Source organism: Streptomyces sp. NPDC055400, from assembly GCF_053644375.1.
Genome location: NZ_JBSHLM010000008.1, coordinates 352,933 through 369,068, shown reverse-complemented (window position 1 = coordinate 369,068; position 16,136 = coordinate 352,933). Strand labels below are relative to the sequence as shown.

Here is a 16,136-nt window from a genome sequence, read left to right as displayed (position 1 = left end):
GTCGTCACGCCCCGAGCCCGGCCGCCGCTCGCACATCGCCGGCCGTGAGATGGAGCAATGGGCCCTCCAGCGCGGGCCGTTCGGGCGTCCAGCGGTGCAGCTGCGCGGGCTGCGGGAGGCCCGGGCGGCGGGCCGGGAAGCGGCCCGGGGCCGTGCCGGTGACGTTCGGGCAGCGGTCGGCCATGGTCCAGCTCCCTGCTCGGCCAGTAATTTACTTCTGAGTAAGGTTACTTAACGGTCAGAAATTGGTCGAGGCGCGATGCCCTGCGTGCCCGGTGCGGGCAGGCTCGAACGGGACTGAGGCGTCAGGGAGTTCAGGACTCCCGGTGGTCCGGGCGGGCCGCCGGGTCCAGGCGCAGCATCGCCGTCTCGTCCGGGCTGCCGGGCTCGGCCTGATAGGTGACGAGGCGCTGCCCGCCCGTGCGCGCCAGCTGCATGACCTCGAACGTGAGGGTCATCGCGCCGACCTTGGGGTGCGCGAACGTCTTGGTGCCGCCGCCGCGCTCCAGAACCTCGTAACGGTCCCAGAGCCTCGCGAACTCCGGTGACTTCAGGACGAGTTCACCGACGAGGGCGGCCAGCTCCGGCGAGTTGGGGTCCTTGCCGCCCACCGCGCGCAGGTGCGCCACCGACTGCGCGACCGTCTCCTCCCAGGGGACGTAGAGCTTGCGGCCCACGGGGTGCAGGAACAGATACCGCGTGATGTTGCGCTCCTCGTCCGGCCAGTCCCACAGGCCGGGCAGGAGGCGGCGGCCCGCCGGGTTCGCCGCCAGCACGTAGTTGTGCGGGCTCACCACGTACGAGGGCAGCGGGCTGAGCGCCTCCAGGACCCGCAGGACCGAGTCGCGCACCGTGCGGTCGGTCGTGGGGTGGGGCTCGGTGAGGCGGCCCGAGGCCAGCTCGGCCAGGTCGTGGAGGCGCTCGTGCGCGTCGCCGCACAGCCGCAGGGCCCGGCTGATGGCGTCGATCACGGCCGTGGAGGGGTTCGTCTCGCGGCCGCGCTCCAGCCGCGTGTAGTAGTCGACGCTGACGCCGGAGAGCGTCGCCAGCTCCTCGCGGCGCAGGCCGGGCGTCCGCCGGATCCCCGCGCCCGCGGGCAGCCCCGCGTCCGCCGGGCTCACGAGCGCGCGCCGCGCCTTGAGGTACCTGCCCAGTTCCGTGCCGTCCTGCGTCGCTCCACCAGCCATACCCCCATTCTCCCTGCTCGGCGACGTCTGTGGGGGGCCGTGTCAGGACCAGGAACAGTGCGCCCCGGTGAACGGCGCCCTGCCACCTCGCGCCAACTCCGCGCAGAGTTGATCCCGTTGCGGGCGGCCAGGCCACCGCGGACCCAGGGGGTGCACGGCACCGGGCCGCGGACGCGGTGGCCGGAGCCGCCCGCACGAAGCCTTACCGGGGAGGAACGACGGACCACGTCGCCCACCCGTTTCTCCACCCGAGGAGCCCCGAACATGCCGTCCGCCGCCACCCGCCCCGACCAGCGGAACCCGACCCGTGCCCCCAGCCCGGCGGCCGGCGCGCCGGCACCCGTGCAGGCGTCCGGTTACGCCCTAGTCGCCGCGCTCCTCGGCTTCACCGTCATCTCCATCGACGTGTCCGCCGTGAACATCGCCCTGCCCGCCATCCGTACGTCGCTGCACGGCGGCATCACCGGGCTTCAGTGGATCGTCGACGCGTACACCCTGATGTTCGCCGCGCTCATGCTCTCCGCCGGCGCGCTCGCCGACCGGGCCGGTGCGCGGCGGGCCTACGCCTGGGGCGTCGGACTGTTCACCCTTGCCTCGCTCGCCTGCGCCCTCGCGCCCGGCATCGGCACGCTCGTCGCGGCCCGTGTCGTCCAGGGCGGCGCCGCTGCCATCGTGATGCCGGCCTCGCTCGCGCTGATCCGCCAGGCCTACGACGACGCGCGACACCGCGCTCGGGCCATCGCGCTGTGGACGGTGGGCGGTTCGGTCGCGATGGCCGTGGGCCCTGTCCTCGGCGGCATACTCACCGAGGCCGCCGGCTGGCGCGCCGTCTTCTTCCTGAACCTGCCCGTGGGCGCCCTGATCCTGGCCCTCCTCGTCCGCGTCCCGCGCTCCCCGCGCCGTCCCGCCCCGCTCGACCTGGCCGGTCAGGCCACCGCGGTCCTCGCGCTCGCCGGGCTCGCCTTCGCGGTCATCGAGGGCGGCCACGCCGGCTGGACCGACCCGTCGGTCCTCGCGGCACTCGCCGTGGCCGTCGCCGGGGCGCTCGCCTTCCTCGCCGCCGAGAAGCGCCACCGCGCGCCCATGGTCCCGCTGCCCCTGCTGCGGCGGCGCGAGGTGAGCGTGTCCCTCGCCATCGGCTTCGCGGTCAACGTGGCCTTCTACGGCGCGATCTTCCTGCTCGGCCTCTACTACCAGCAGCTGCGCGGCATGTCCGGAACCGAGGCCGGCCTCATGTTCGTACCGCTGGCGGCGATCATCACGTCGACCAACCTGATCTCCCCGCCGATGGCCGAACGCTTCGGCCGCCGTCCCGTCATCGTGACCGGACAGGCCGTCCTCGCCCTCGGCATGTTCTGCCTCCTGCCGCTGGCCGCGGACACCCCGGTCTGGCTGATCCTGCTGCTGCTCGTCCCGACGGGCATGGGCGGCGCGTTCGCGGTCCCCGCGCTCACCGCCCTGCTCATGGACAGCGTCCCGGCGGCCCGCGCGGGCACGGCCTCCGGTCTCCTGAACGCGTTCCGCCAGACGGGCGGCGCCCTCGCCGTCGCCCTCTTCGGCTCCCTCATCGCGGGCGGCGCGAGCGACGGTTTCTCCCTCGGGGGCATGCGGACGAGCCTGATCGTCGCGGGCGGGCTCCTGTGCGCGACGGCGGCGCTGGCGGCCTGGGCCCTGCCCGGGAAGCGGGGCTAGGGCCTGTCTTCACATTCCCGTGGGCAGGCGGGAATGTGAAGACAGGCCCTAGGACGGCAGGGCGGGGGCGTTGTGCAGGCAGTGCGCCAGGCAGCGCCGCCGGAACTCGGCGTCCTCGCCGAGCCGTTCCAGCAGATGCTTGCCGTACGCGCGCGTGGCCGCCGTCATGCGGAAGGCACCGGGTCCCGACGGTTCGGGTGTGATCAGGCAGTGGGCCGCGAGCCCCTCGAAGGCGCGGGCGAGTTCGCCGGGCGGCAGCCGGTCGTCCGCGCACACCGTCACCGTGTCGGACAGGGTGAAGGGACCGGTGAAGACGGAGGCCCGCGCCCACAGCAGCCGCTCGCCGGGCGGGCAGAGCCGCTGGCTCCAGCGCAGCGAGGCGCGCAGCGTGCGCAGCCGGTGCGGCAGTCCGGGCATCGGGGCGGGCAGGTCGAGCAGGCGCTCGGGCCGGCCGATCAGCGACAGCAGATCGTCGGCGTCGTGGCGCTCGAGCTGGCCCGCGGCGATGCGCAGGGCCAGCGGCAGACCGCCGAGCGCCGCGCAGATGCGGCGGGCCGGCTCGGGGTCCGGGTCCCGCGGCGCGCCGAGCGCCCGCGCGGCCGTCGTGAGCAGACGGGCGGCGCCGCCCGGGGTGAGCGGGGGCAGCGGGAACGTGACCGGGGTGTCCAGCGGGACCCTGCTGGTGGCGAGGACGCGCAGCTCCGGGCACGCCTGTACGAGGTGCAGCAGCGTGGCGGCGCACTCAGCGGCCTGCCGCTCGCAGGTGTCGACGACGAGAAGCACGGGGCGCCGTCCGATCGCGGCGGCCAGCGCGGGGAGCTGCGGCATCGCGGGATCGCCGTCGAGGCGCAGGGCGCCGGCGAGCGCGTGCGGCACGAGCCCGGGGATGTCGAGCGTGGCCAGGTCGGCGGTGCCCGTCGCGGACCAGGGCTCGCGGCGCAGGTGCCGTACGACCCGGGCGGCGAGCGCGCTCTTGCCGACGCCGCCCGGCCCCACGACGCTCACCAGGCGCTTCTCGCGCAGCAGCCCTTCGAGCGCGGCCGCGGCGCCGTCCCTGCCGACGAGTCCCGCGGCCCGGGTGTGCAGGAGCTCCGGCATGTTCTGGTGCCTCCGTCGTGCTGGGTGCCGGCCGGACGCGGCAGGCGTGTGTCGGGCGGGCGGTCTCCGGCATCGGTGCGGGCGCAGAAATCGGTATGCCTGACCTCTGCGCCGGGTCCGGTCGGTGACGCGGGGCCGATCAGAGTAGCGGCGGTTCCCGCGAGGCCGGTCCGTGCGACCGCTCGGGTCCGCTATCCGTCCGTACGTTGCCGAATCGGCCCGTCCGGGAGCGGGTCGGAGGCGTTACTCGCCCGATCGGGAGCGGATTCCCGTACACGCGGGGGTCGTTACGACACGCCCGCGAGCCGCAGGAGGCCCGTCGTCGCGGCGGCCACCACGACGACGACGGCGAAGGGCGCCTTCCGCCACGCGAGCAGCCCGCCGGCCAGCACCCCGGCGGGCCGGGCCCACCCGGCGAACCCGTGTCCCTCGGTCAGCGCCCCCGTCGCGAGCAGGGCCACCAGCAGCACGGTCGCCCCGGCGGTCAGCAGCTCCTGCACCCGCGCGGGCAGTTCGACCCGCCCGTGCAACAGGGGCCCGGCGAGCCGGAAGGCATAGGTCCCGGCGGCCAGGACGAGGACGGCGACGAGCGTGGCGTTCACGAGGAGGCTCCCGGGGAGGCCGTACGGGTAGGGGCTTCCGGGCCGGTCGTACGCGAGGGCGATCCCCGGCCGGTCGTAAAAGACAGGGTTCCCCGGCGGGGAGTGCGGGCCACGAGCAGGCCCGTCAGCGCCAGCAGGACCGGCATCCCCGCGGGCAGCACCGGCGTCGCGGCGACCGCGATCACCGCACCGGCCGCCGCGGCCCGCCGCACCCCGGCCCCGTCGCGCAGCGCGGGCAGCACGAGGGCAAGGAGCACAGCCGGGAACGCCGCGTCCAGACCGAACCTGGCCGTGTCCCCGAGCGCGGAGCCCGCGAGCGCCCCGGCGAGCACGCTGAGGTTCCAGGCCGCGAAGAGTCCGAGGCCCGATATCCAGAACGCCGCCCTGCGCCGCCGGGGATCCCGCTGGGCGAGGACGAACGCCGCCGTCTCGTCGGTGACGAGGTGTGCGCCGACGAGACGCGCGGGCCAGGACCGGCCGAGCGCGTCGGCGACGGCCAGACTGAACGCCGCCGTGCGGGTGTTGAGCAGCAGCCCGGTCGCCGCGGCGGCCACGGGACCGCCGCCCGCCGCGAGTACGGCGACGGTGCTGAACTGCGCCGACCCGGCGAAGACGATCAGCGACATCAGTACGGGAACCCAGACGGGCAGCCCGCCGGTGACCGCGATCGCGCCGAAGGAGACCCCCACGACGGCGTCGGCGAGGCAGACGAGCGCGATGTCGCGCAGGAGCCGCCGGCCGGCGTGGGCGGCAGCGGCGGAGGGGGCCGGGGGTACGGCCCGGCCCTCGGCCGTTCGCTCAGGTGGATCGTCTGTTCGGTGTGGCGAACGCATACTCGTAGAATGAGCACAGGGCCGTCTGTTCGTCAAGGCGAACGATTCGGTCCGCCCTGGCGAACGAACGGTGAGAAGGAGCAGCATGGCAGGTCAGACCCCCCGCCTCCCCCTCGACCGCATCGCCGCGGCCCTGCGCCGGGAGCGCGGCCGGGCCGGGATCTCCCTGTCCGAGCTGGCCAAGCGCGCGGGGATCGCCAAGTCCACGCTCTCGCAACTGGAGTCGGCGAGCGGGAACCCGAGCCTGGAGACCCTCTGGGCGCTGAGCGTCGCGCTCGACGTGCCGCCGAGTCTGCTGCTCGACGCGCCCCGCCCCGTCGTCCAGGTCATCAGGGCGGGCGAGGGGGTCGCGGTCCCGTCGGAGCAGGCCGACTACGCGGCGACGCTGCTCTCACCGAACCCGCCGGGCTCCCGGCGCGACCTCTACTTCCTTCAGGTCGAACCCGGCGCGCCCCGCGACTCGGAGCCCCACATGCCGGGGGCCGTCGAGCACATCGTGGTGGGCACCGGCCGGGTCCTCGCGGGACCACAGGACGAACCGGTCGAACTCGGCCCGGGCGACTACATGTCGTACCCCGGCGACGTCCCGCACACCTGCCGCGCCCTGGAGCCGGGTACGACGTGCGTCCTGGTCATGCAGTACCCGTGAGCAAAAAGGCAGGAGCCCCGTCTCCGCCTCGTGCCGGGGCACTTGGCGGAGCGGGGCTCCTTGGGTACTGCATCCGTTCCGGAGTCACGACGTCCCAAGGGTAGACCTGGGGACGCCCCACTTACATGGGGGTGACGTTCTCCGCCTGCGGGCCCTTGGGGCCCTGCGTGACGTCGAAGCTCACGGCCTGGTTCTCCTCGAGGGAGCGGAAGCCGTTTGCGTTGATCGCGGAGTAGTGGACGAAGACGTCCGGGCCGCCGCCTTCCTGGGCGATGAAGCCAAAGCCCTTTTCAGCGTTGAACCACTTCACGGTTCCGGTAGCCATAAGCCCTCCTTGGGCCAAAGGGTCGCCCTGCTCCAGAACCTGCAAATGCACTTGCGAACAACTGCAAAAGTCTGAATACGACGAGAGCCCGCGGTCACATGCTCCGCAGGCTCTGTACTGCAAGGGAAACCAAACTGCAACTTGCGGCGAGCCTAGCACGCAGGCACCGGAATGCAATAGAGGGAAAGATCACGTCACCCGGAGGTTTGACACGGGGCGTCAAAGGGTTGACAGGGCCGACTCGGGGACCCTGAAGCCTGCACCGTACCGCATGGGGTCTAGCCTCGCGATGTGGACAATTCTCCCGAGACCCCGCAGCGCAACCGGCCACGAGTCGGCCACATCCAGTTCCTCAACTGCATGCCCCTGTACTGGGGACTTGCCAGGACGGGAACGCTCCTCGACCTCGAGCTCACGAAGGACACCCCGGAGAAGCTCAGCGAGAGCCTCGTCCAGGGCGACCTCGACATCGCGCCCATCACCCTCGTCGAGTTCCTGAAGGCCGCCGACCAGCTCGTCGCCTTTCCCGACCTCGCGGTCGGCTGCGACGGCCCGGTGATGTCGTGCGTGATCGTCTCGCAGGTACCTCTCGACCAGCTCGACGGGCGGCGGGTCGCGCTCGGCTCCACCTCGCGCACGTCCGTGCGCCTCGCGCAGCTGCTGCTCGCCGACCGTTTCGGCGTGCAGCCCGACTACTACACGTGCCCGCCCGACCTGGGCCTGATGATGCAGGACGCCGATGCGGCCGTGCTCATCGGGGACGCGGCCCTGCGCGCCAACCTCCATGACGCGCCGCGCCTCGGGCTCCAGGTCCACGACCTGGGCGCCCTGTGGAAGGAGTGGACGGGACTGCCGTTCGTCTTCGCCGTGTGGGCCGCCCGCAAGGACTACGCGGAGCGCGAGCCCCTCATCACGCGCAAGGTGCACGAGGCGTTCCTCGCCTCCCGGGACGTGTCCCTGGAAGAGGTCACCAAGGTCGCCGAGCAGGCCGCCCGCTGGGAGGTCTTCGACGAGCAGATCCTCGAGCGCTATTTCACGACGCTCGACTTCCGCTTCGGCGCACGGCAGCTGGAGGGCGTCACGGAGTTCGCCCGCCGGGTGGGTCCGACAACCGGCTTCGCGGCCGATGTCCGGGTCGATCTGCTGCAGCCGTGACGCGGTAGCTCCGCCGTCCCCGGAAGGCGTACGGGAATTCCCCCGCGGGAATTCCCGTACGCCTTCTGCGCGCCGTCCCTCTCGCGTGCGGGGCAATTCCGGCTATCCGGAAACAACGGGCTGTTCGGTGACGATCGAGTGTGAACGTATGGAATTTCACCGGTGAACGTTTTGAATACACGGGGCGCGCGGATATCGGAGGGATGCGTTCCGCGAGGCGGCGACTACGGGAAGGCGTGACAGGGGAGGACTACCCTGGCCCGACGGGAGCGTGGGCACAGGGGGAGGCCAGGCCATGCAGTCGCTCGAAGCCGGAGAGCCGGCCACGATCGGGCCCTACCGGCTGCTCGGAAGGCTCGGTTCCGGCGGAATGGGCCGCGTCTATCTGGGGCGCAGCGCCGGAGGCCGCACCGTCGCGGTGAAGGTCGTCCATCCGCACTTCGCGCTCGACGAGGAGTTCCGGGCGCGCTTCCGGCGCGAGGTGGACGCCGCGCGGCGGGTCGGGGGCGCCTGGACCGCGCCGGTCCTGGACGCCGACCCGGAGGCGTCCGTGCCGTGGGTGGCGACCGGTTACGTGGCCGGCCCCTCCCTCGCGCAGGCCGTGAAGGAGCGCGCGCTGCCCGACCACTGTGTACGGGTCCTGGGCGCGGGCCTCGCCGAGGCGCTGGCGGCGGTGCACGGCCTCGGGCTCGTCCACCGCGACGTGAAGCCGTCGAACGTGCTGCTCACCGTGGACGGCCCGCGCCTGATCGACTTCGGTATCGCCCGCGCCACCGACGGCACCGCCTCCCTCACCTCCACCGGCATCTCGATCGGGTCGCCCGGATACATGGCCCCCGAGCAGATCCTCGGCAAGGGCGTCACGGGCGCCGCCGATGTCTTCTCCCTCGGCGCGGTCCTCGTCTACGCGGTGACCGGCACCTCCCCGTTCCCCGGCGACTCGTCAGCCGCGCTCCTCTACAAGGTGGTGCACGAGGAACCCGAACTCGGCCTGGCGCGCGGGGAACTGCGCGAGGTCGCCGCCGCGTGCCTGGCGAAGGACCCGGCCGCGCGGCCCACGCCCGAAGATGTGGCGAGCGCTCTCGCCCCGCAGGGTGCGGCCCGGCTCGTCGCGGCGGGGTGGCTGCCGGGCGCGCTGATGGAGCAGGTGGGGCGCAGCGCGGTGGCGCTATTGGACCTGGAGGGCGCGGCGCCGGCGGGTGCCGCGGGGCGTTCGGGGCCGGTCGGATTCAGCGAGCCGTCGGTCGACTGGCCCTCGGAGGCGGCGGGGGCGCCCGCCGGGGTGTTCGGGCCGCCCGATCCCGCGTACGGACCGCTCGTCCCGCCCGTCCACGCGCCCGCCGACTCTGCCCCCGCCCCCGCCGACGCCGCCGTTCCCGCGCCGCGCACCGAGGTTCCGGGTGCCGGGAAGCTCTCCGTCAGTGTGGCCGCGACGTCCGTGCCGGGCGCCGGCGGTCGCGGGCGGAGGATCAGCTGCACGGTCGCGCTCGGTGCCGCGGGCGCGCTCGCCGCCGTCACCCTCGGCTCGGTGTTCCTCTTCGACCTGCTGCCCGGCTCGTCGAAGGGCGGGAGCGACACCGCGGGCGGCCGTCCGCCCGCTGCGACGGCCTCCGCCTCCGCCCCGAAGAACACCGTCCCCGCCTCCTTCGTGGGCACTTGGGAAGGACCCGGCACCGGCCTAGGCGGCACGCTGCCGATGGGAACGTTCCGCGTCACCGTCGAACAGGGCCGGATCGGCAAGGAGTTCGGCACGTTCCACCAGACCGACCCGATCGGCGCGGTCTGCGAGGACGTCCTCGTCCTCAAGCGGGTCGAGAAGGACCGGATCGTCGCCACGGGCATCGCCAAGAAGTCGAACGGCGGGCAGTGCACCACCGGCCGCCACGAAGTCCGCCTGATCAAGTCGAAGTCGGGCGACCGTCTCACCTACGAGACGGACAACCCGCGCGCGGGCGACCCCGTCGCCACGATGCGGCGCGCCGGCTGACGTGGCCGAGACGCAGGGGTACGTCGACGGCGTCAAGCCGTATGTGCCGCAGGCCGGTTGGTCCGACCCGCGGCTCGCGTTCGCGCCGGCGGTGCCCGGCCGGTAGACGACGCCAACTGGCGCGGGGGAAGGGGCGGGGATGGTGGATCTGTTGCTGGTCGTGGCCGGGACGGTCTGGGGTGCCGTGGCCGGGCTGTTCGTGCCGCGGGCCGCGTACCGGCTGTCCGTGGAGCCGGACGAGACCTGGCGGGCCAGTTGCCTGGACGGGCATCCGCTGCCGGGCGGTGTGCGCGGATGGCTGGGGCGCGGGCGGTGCGGGGAGTGCGGCAGGGCGCTCGGCCCGGGCGCCCTGATGCCCGTACTGCTCACCGCCGCCGTCTGCGCCGCCCTCGCCGCCGCCACCGGCATCCGCCCCGAACTGGGCGCCTGGCTCCTCCTCGTCCCGCCCGCAGTGCTCCTCGCGGTGGTCGACGCCCGGGTGAAGCGCCTGCCCGACGTCCTCACCCTGCCCCTCGCCGCGGCCGCCCCCGTCCTGCTCGGCCTGGCCGCACTGCTGCCCGAGCCGGGTGGCGACTGGCCGACGGCGCTGCTCGGCGCGCTCGCGCTCGGCGGCGGCTACCTCGTGCTCTTCCTCATCCACCCCCAGGGGATGGGGTTCGGCGACGTGAAACTGGCGGTCGGCCTGGGGGCGGTGCTCGGCTGGTACGGGTGGGGGCTCCTGTTCATCGGCACGTTCGCCGGGTTCCTGTTCGCCGCGCTGTACGGCACGGGTCTCGTGATCGCACGGCGGGCCGGGCGCAGGACGGCGATCCCGTTCGGGCCGTTCCTGCTCGCGGGCGCGCTGGCCGGCGTCCTGATGGGCGCCTACGCCGCCTGACGTCGGGCGTCAGGACCTGCTGGCGTACGCTGAGACGGTCCGCCCACCCGTCTCCCACCACCACCCTTATTTCGCCGCGCTTCGCGCCTTTTGCCTTAACCCTTACGAACACAACGAAAGGGACGCCCGGTGACCGAGAAGGCCGACCTTCAGACCGTCCTCGACCGTGCCGCCGCGGGTGGACGCATCACCCCCGAAGAGGCGCTCGACCTCTACCGCGACGCTCCCCTGCACGCACTCGGCGCGGCCGCCGACGCCATCAGGCGCCGCCGCTACGCCGGCACCGAGCACATCGCGACGTACATCATCGAGCGGAACATCAACTACACGAACGTCTGCGTGACGGCGTGCAAGTTCTGCGCCTTCTACGCCGCGCCCAAGGACACCGCCAAGGGCTGGACGCGCGACCTCGACGACATCCTGCGCCGCTGCGCCGAGACCGTCGAACTCGGCGGCACCCAGATCATGTTCCAGGGCGGCCACCACCCGGACTACGGCGTCGAGTACTACGAGAAGCACTTCTCCGCCATCAAGCAGGCGTACCCGCAGCTGGTCATCCACTCCCTCGGCGCGTCCGAGGTCGAGCACATGGCCCGCATCTCCAAGGTCTCCGTCGAGGAGGCCATCGAGCGGATCCACGCGGCCGGCCTCGACTCCTTCGCGGGCGCGGGCGCCGAGCTCCTCCCGGCCCGCCCCCGCAAGGCGATCGCCCCGCTGAAGGAGTCCGGCGAGCGCTGGCTGGAGATCATGGAGGCGGCCCACGGCCTCGGCGTCGAGTCGACGTCCACGATGCTGATGGGCACCGGCGAGACCAACGCCGAGCGCATCGAGCACCTGAGCATGATCCGCGACGTACAGGACCGCACGGGCGGCTTCCGCGCGTTCATCCCGTACACGTACCAGCCGGAGAACAACCACCTGAAGGGCCGTACGCAGGCCACGCTCTTCGAGTACCTGCGGATGATCGCCATCGCGCGGATCTTCCTCGACAACGTGGCCCACATCCAGGGCTCCTGGCTGACCACCGGCAAGGAGGTCGGCCAGCTGTCGCTGCACTACGGCGCCGACGACCTCGGTTCGATCATGCTGGAGGAGAACGTCGTCTCCTCGGCCGGTGCCAGGCACCGCTCGAACCGCCTGGAGATCATCGACCTCATCCGCAAGGCGGGCCGCGTCCCGGCGCAGCGCGCCACGACGTACGAGCACCTCGTCGTGCACGACGACCCGGCGAACGACCCGGTCGACGACCGCGTCCAGTCGCACATCTCGTCCACCGCGATCGAGGGCGGCACGGCGCACCCCGAGCTGAAGCTCGTCTCCACCAACTGAGGCCCTTTTGCTGACGATTCACGTGGCCGAGGCCTCGCCCGAGGCCGCGGTCCTGGTCGACGGCGCGTCCGTCGCCGCCCTCGGCCCGTACGAGGACCTCGCCGCCGTCCGCCCGCAGGCGCGGGTGCGGCGGTGGCCCGGCATCCTCACGCCCGGCCTGCTCAACCCGTACGGGCCCGAGATCCTCGAAGGCACGTACCACCCGGACCCGCGCGAGGCCGACGAGTTCGGCACGCGGCCGGTCGTCGGGGAGCGCGCGCGGGAGATCTTCCGCGCCGATCCGTCCCGGGCCGGGGCCAGCGCGCGGCGCGGCATCCAGCAGCTGTTCGCGCACGGCACGGTCGCCGTGGCCGGGGAGCTGCGCTCGCGCGCGGTGGTGGACGCGGTGCGCCGGGCCGGGCTCGCGCTCGGGCAGCGCCCGCCGAACCAGCCGGGGCCGGTGTCCTTCTCGCCGTCACCACTCGTCCTGCTGCCGCCGCTGACGGTGGGCGGACCGGCCAGGTTCGCCGTGTTCGACGTGCCGGACCGCGCCTCGCTCGTCCGGCTCGGCCCGGCCACCTGTGTGGCCACGGTCATCGAAGGGCGCCTGGTGTACCGGCGCCGCTGACGCCTGCCCGGGGGCGTACTGCCACAATGGACGCGTGACCCGCGCATCCCTGGACAAGCAGCCGCACGAAGTCGCTTCGATGTTCGACGACGTGGCGGACCGGTACGACCTCACCAACGACGTGCTCTCGCTCGGCCAGGCCCGGCTGTGGCGCAAGGAGGTCGCGAAGGCCGTCGACGCGCGGCCCGCGCAGAAGGTCCTCGACCTCGCGGCCGGTACGGCGACGTCCTCGCAGCCGTTCGCGCAGGCCGGCGCGTACGTCGTGCCCTGCGACTTCTCGATCGGCATGCTCCAGGTCGGCAAGAAGCGGCACCCGTGGATGCCGTTCACCGCGGGCGACGCGACGAAGCTGCCGTTCAAGGACGACACGTTCGACGCCGTGACCATCTCCTTCGGCCTCAGGAACGTGCAGGACACGGACACGGCGCTGCGCGAGCTGTACCGGGTGACGAAGCCCGGCGGGCGCGTCGTGATCTGCGAGTTCTCGCAGCCGACGTGGGCGCCGTTCCGCACCGTCTACACCGAGTACCTGATGCGCGCCCTGCCTCCGGTGGCCCGCGCCGTGTCCTCGAACCCGGACGCGTACGTCTACCTCGCCGAGTCGATCCGCAGCTGGCCCGACCAGCCGGCGCTCGCGGCCCGCCTCCAGAAGGCCGGCTGGTCGGACGTGGCGTGGCGCAACCTGACCGGTGGCGTCGTGGCGCTGCACCGGGGCGTCAAGTGACTTGCTCCTAGGGCTGAGGCCCGGGGATTCTGGCCTTCTCGTCCGTTGCGGTGCCGCTACGCGGCACGGGGTTCGGGAGAGAATCCGTGGCTTCCTGCTTCGCCGCGCTGCGCCAGGACGGATCCTGGTCTTACCGGCGCTCCGCAGGCCGCAACCGCCAGTCCGGCGGCCGTTTTCACGTTCTTCGCGGCGTTGTGGTCCCGGTCATGGACCGCGCCGCAGGCGGCACAGGTCCACTCACGCACGTGCAGGGGCTTGGGCCCGTCCTTGGCACCGCACGCCGAGCAGACCTGGCTGGTCGGCTCGAACCTGCTGATCTTCACCAGGGTCCGCCCGTACCGGCCCGCCTTGTACCCCAGCATGTGCACGAACTGCGCCCAGCCCGCGTCGTGCACGGATTTGGCCAGCCGGGTGCGCGCCAGTCCCTTGACCGCCAGGTCCTCCACGCCGATCGCTTGGTTTTCGCGGATCAGCCGTGTGGAGAGTTGGTGGTGGAACTCACGGCGCGCGTCGGCGACCTGTGCGTGGGCGCGGGCCACTTTCAGGCGGGCCTTCTCACGGTTCCTGCTGCCTTTCTGTTTGCGGGACAGATCCCGCTGGGCGCGCTTCAGTTTCTCTTCCGCGCGGCGCAGAAACCTGGGGGAGTCGATCTTCGTGCCGTCCGAGAGGACCGCGAAGTGTGTCAGCCCCAGGTCGATGCCGACCATCCGGTCGGTGTCGGGCATGCGCGTGGCGTCGGCGGCCGGGTCGGTGTCGATGACGAACGAGGCGTAGTACCGGCCGGCCGCATCCTTGATCACGGTGACGGAGGTCGGTGTGGTGGGCAGGGGGCGGGACCACTTGACCTTGACTTCGCCGATCTTCGGCAGGTTCAGCCGCCCGTTGTCGGTGATGTTCCAGCGGGCGTTGGCGGTGAACCGGATCGACTGCCGGTTGTCCTTGCGGGACTTGAACCGCGGCGCGCCCACGCTCGCACCCCTGCGCTCACCCTTGAGGGAGGCGAAGAAGTTACGGTAGGCCGCCTCAACGTCGCGCAAGGACTGCTGGAGCACGACGGCGGACACCTCGCCCAGCCAGGCCCGCTCCACGGTCCGCTTCGCCCGCGTGATCAGACGTTTCGACAACTCGCCGGCGAGCGGGAACGTCTCGCCCGCTGCGCGGGCATCCTCCCGGGCGCGCACCGCGTCGTTGAACACGACGCGGGCGCACCCGAACGCCCTTGCCAGCGCGTTGCGCTGGTTGGTGTCCGGGTACAGGCGGAAGCTGTACCGACGCTGCATGACGATCACACTAGACACGTCGAACACGCGCCGTCACGACGGAACGTTCGTTCGAGCCGTCACCATTCCCGCCGCATCGTCCGGCTCCGCCGGAACGGCGCCGCGACGCTGTTCACGAGGTTCGCGGTGTACCCCGGTGCACTGCGAATGAATCCTGGTAGTCGCCAAGTAGCGTTCCGCGCCCGTCCGTTGTGCCGAATCCCCGCCGCGGGGAACCGCCCACCGGGAAAGATGTGTCCGATGAGTACGTGGTGACGGCCAGTCACCTCTGGTGGCGGTACGACTTTCCCGGATGACGGAGCATTTCCCATGGCGTCGCTCTGCCCGCACTGCGGAGCCCAGGTTCCCGACGAGGCCCGCTTCTGCATGAAATGCGGGCGTGAACGAACCCCGGAGCGGGAGCCCGTGGCCCAGGGTCCCGCAGACACCCCGCCCGGCGCCCCGGCAGGTGCGGCCCCCGTGTCGCCCCCGGTTCCGCCGAGCGCCCCGCCCACCGCGCCGCCTCCGCCCGCCTCCATCGAGCCGCCCGATCCCGCCGCGGCGGCCGCCCTGCCGACGGCCACGGCCGTTCCCTCTCCTACCCCGCCCCCTGCGCCCCCGCCCACCCCTCCGAGGGCCCCCGCCCCCCTGTACGCCCCCCACGCCTTCCAGCTGGGGCTCCAACCGGCCGCCGCGCCCGCCAAGTCCCCGCGCCGCGCCGGGATCTGGGTCGCCACCGTCGCGGGCGCGTTCGTCATCGGGGGCGGTGTGGCGGCCGGCGTGCTGCTGCTCCAGGACGACGGAGGCAAGGACGACAAGGCGGGCCACGACGACCGGCCCGCCGTCAGCACCGAGCAGCCCGCCACGTCGCGGCAGCCGACCCCGGCGCCGAGCCCCACCCCGAGCGCGACGCCGGACCAGGCCACGGACCCCGCGCAGGACGCGACCCCCGACGCCACCGTTCCGTCCGGCTACCGCAAGGTCGCCGACCCCATGGGCTTCTCCTTCGTGATCCCCGACGTGTGGTCGCGCGAGGGCGTCGAGAACGGCAGCCAGATCACCTACGCGGGCAGCACCGGCGCCGAGCACTACCTCATCGGCGTCATCCCGAACGCGGGCTACACCTCGTACGACAACATCCTCAACATGGAGAAGCACGCCAAGGAGGACAAGAAGAAGCGGGACTATCAGCGGATCGACCTGCGCCGGAACACCTTCCAGGGGCGGCAGGGCGCGATCTGGGAGTACACCTACCGCGACGAGGGCGGCCGGACGATGCACGGCATCGACCAGTCGTACGTCGCCGAGGACGGCACCGAGTACACGATCTTCCTCGTGGGGCAGCAGGACGTGTGGGCCGACCTGAAGAAGACGTACCGGACCGGTCTGGAGTCCTGGCGCCTGACGAACTGAACCCGGCCGGGCGCCGCGTGCCGCGCGCTACATGCCGACCACCGAGTACGTCTCGCCCGGTTCGTCCAGTTCGCGCTGCAGTCCGCCGCCGCGCGGTCCGGGCATACGGGGCTCGTTCACCCCGGAGCCGCCGTGGCCCTCGCCTTCCGCCAGGTCGAACCAGACGGTGACGACGGCGCCGCGGGGCACCTCGGTGTCGGGCAGTGGGTACTGGCGTACGACGTAGTCGACCACGGTGAGATGGAAGTCGGGGCGGTCGGGCGCGGCCAGCTGCACGCCGCGCGCCGCCGCGGCCTCGCGCGCGTCGACGGCCATGAGACCGACGAACTTCGGTACGCGCACTTCGGGCGTTTTGGGTGTAATGCGCACAGACTTCACCCCCAGCGGTACCCGAAGGGT

Annotated in this window: 17 protein-coding genes and 1 pseudogene; 10 read left to right on the top strand and 8 right to left on the bottom strand. The window is 72.6% G+C overall.

From position 1 onward, the window contains the following. Positions 1-4 precede the first annotated feature (4 nt). The gene (locus ACWIGU_RS23205) at positions 5-184 is read right to left on the bottom strand and encodes a hypothetical protein (RefSeq protein ID WP_454403577.1); all 180 of its coding nucleotides are present in this window, start codon (positions 182-184) and stop codon (positions 5-7) included. Positions 185-314: 130 nt separating this feature from the next. Next, positions 315-1,187, bottom strand: coding sequence for a helix-turn-helix domain-containing protein (locus tag ACWIGU_RS23200; RefSeq protein ID WP_454403575.1), 873 nt, complete (start codon positions 1,185-1,187; stop codon positions 315-317). 264 nt (positions 1,188-1,451) lie between these two features. Between ACWIGU_RS23200 and ACWIGU_RS23195 the strand changes: the two genes are divergently transcribed. Continuing rightward, the gene (locus ACWIGU_RS23195; protein WP_454403573.1) at positions 1,452-2,879 is read left to right on the top strand and encodes an MFS transporter; all 1,428 of its coding nucleotides are present in this window, start codon (positions 1,452-1,454) and stop codon (positions 2,877-2,879) included. Between the two features lie 48 nt (positions 2,880-2,927). Here the strand turns inward: ACWIGU_RS23195 and ACWIGU_RS23190 are convergent, their stop codons facing one another. From ACWIGU_RS23190 to ACWIGU_RS23180, 3 genes are all read right to left on the bottom strand, one after another. Next, positions 2,928-3,977, bottom strand: a complete 1,050-nt coding sequence (locus ACWIGU_RS23190) for an ATP-binding protein (RefSeq protein WP_454403571.1) — start codon at positions 3,975-3,977, stop codon at positions 2,928-2,930. A gap of 287 nt (positions 3,978-4,264) precedes the next feature. Further along, positions 4,265-4,579 carry an AzlD domain-containing protein gene (locus ACWIGU_RS23185; protein WP_454403569.1) on the bottom strand — a complete coding sequence of 105 codons (315 nt, stop codon included), beginning with the start codon at positions 4,577-4,579 and terminating at the stop codon, positions 4,265-4,267. Further along, complete coding sequence (locus ACWIGU_RS23180) at positions 4,576-5,412, bottom strand: AzlC family ABC transporter permease (RefSeq protein WP_454403567.1); 837 nt, start codon at positions 5,410-5,412, stop codon at positions 4,576-4,578. The genes ACWIGU_RS23185 and ACWIGU_RS23180 overlap by 4 nt, the downstream gene beginning before the upstream one ends. Before the next feature lie 85 nt (positions 5,413-5,497). On the opposite strand from ACWIGU_RS23180, the gene ACWIGU_RS23175 reads away from it, so the two are divergent. Beyond that, positions 5,498-6,061 carry a helix-turn-helix domain-containing protein gene (locus ACWIGU_RS23175; RefSeq protein ID WP_454403565.1) on the top strand — a complete coding sequence of 188 codons (564 nt, stop codon included), beginning with the start codon at positions 5,498-5,500 and terminating at the stop codon, positions 6,059-6,061. A gap of 121 nt (positions 6,062-6,182) precedes the next feature. On the opposite strand, the gene ACWIGU_RS23170 is transcribed toward ACWIGU_RS23175, so the two are convergent. Next, positions 6,183-6,386: a cold-shock protein gene (locus ACWIGU_RS23170; RefSeq protein WP_006138897.1), complete on the bottom strand. Its 204-nt coding sequence runs from the start codon at positions 6,384-6,386 to the stop codon at positions 6,183-6,185. Between the two features lie 291 nt (positions 6,387-6,677). Here ACWIGU_RS23170 and ACWIGU_RS23165 point away from each other — a divergent pair, with 291 nt between their 5' ends. The 6 genes from ACWIGU_RS23165 to ACWIGU_RS23140 all read left to right on the top strand — a co-directional run bounded on the left by ACWIGU_RS23165 (position 6,678) and on the right by ACWIGU_RS23140 (position 13,065). After that, entirely contained in the window at positions 6,678-7,541 is an 864-nt protein-coding gene (locus tag ACWIGU_RS23165) for a menaquinone biosynthetic enzyme MqnA/MqnD family protein (protein WP_454403562.1), read from the top strand. A gap of 295 nt (positions 7,542-7,836) precedes the next feature. Further along, positions 7,837-9,528, top strand: coding sequence for a serine/threonine-protein kinase (locus ACWIGU_RS23160; RefSeq protein ID WP_454403560.1), 1,692 nt, complete (start codon positions 7,837-7,839; stop codon positions 9,526-9,528). 139 nt (positions 9,529-9,667) lie between these two features. Further along, positions 9,668-10,405 carry a prepilin peptidase gene (locus tag ACWIGU_RS23155; protein ID WP_454403558.1) on the top strand — a complete coding sequence of 246 codons (738 nt, stop codon included), beginning with the start codon at positions 9,668-9,670 and terminating at the stop codon, positions 10,403-10,405. 129 nt (positions 10,406-10,534) lie between these two features. Further along, the gene (gene mqnC, locus ACWIGU_RS23150; protein ID WP_454403556.1) at positions 10,535-11,734 is read left to right on the top strand and encodes a cyclic dehypoxanthinyl futalosine synthase; all 1,200 of its coding nucleotides are present in this window, start codon (positions 10,535-10,537) and stop codon (positions 11,732-11,734) included. 7 nt (positions 11,735-11,741) lie between these two features. Beyond that, positions 11,742-12,341 (top strand): hypothetical protein, encoded by a 600-nt coding sequence (locus ACWIGU_RS23145; RefSeq protein WP_454403554.1) that lies wholly within the window; start codon positions 11,742-11,744, stop codon positions 12,339-12,341. A gap of 34 nt (positions 12,342-12,375) precedes the next feature. Further along, positions 12,376-13,065 carry a demethylmenaquinone methyltransferase gene (locus tag ACWIGU_RS23140; protein WP_266673174.1) on the top strand — a complete coding sequence of 230 codons (690 nt, stop codon included), beginning with the start codon at positions 12,376-12,378 and terminating at the stop codon, positions 13,063-13,065. Between the two features lie 56 nt (positions 13,066-13,121). Here the strand turns inward: ACWIGU_RS23140 and ACWIGU_RS23135 are convergent, their stop codons facing one another. Then, positions 13,122-14,345, bottom strand: a complete 1,224-nt coding sequence (locus ACWIGU_RS23135) for an RNA-guided endonuclease InsQ/TnpB family protein (RefSeq protein ID WP_454403552.1) — start codon at positions 14,343-14,345, stop codon at positions 13,122-13,124. A gap of 309 nt (positions 14,346-14,654) precedes the next feature. Here ACWIGU_RS23135 and ACWIGU_RS23130 point away from each other — a divergent pair. Beyond that, positions 14,655-14,723, top strand: a pseudogene (locus ACWIGU_RS23130) (zinc-ribbon domain-containing protein); the annotation flags it as partial. 81 nt (positions 14,724-14,804) lie between these two features. Beyond that, complete coding sequence (locus tag ACWIGU_RS23125; protein ID WP_454403670.1) at positions 14,805-15,737, top strand: hypothetical protein; 933 nt, start codon at positions 14,805-14,807, stop codon at positions 15,735-15,737. Positions 15,738-15,764: 27 nt separating this feature from the next. Here ACWIGU_RS23125 and ACWIGU_RS23120 read toward each other — a convergent pair whose 3' ends face one another. Next, positions 15,765-16,106, bottom strand: a complete 342-nt coding sequence (locus ACWIGU_RS23120) for a PASTA domain-containing protein (protein WP_356279005.1) — start codon at positions 16,104-16,106, stop codon at positions 15,765-15,767. Between the last annotated feature and the right edge of the window lie 30 nt (positions 16,107-16,136).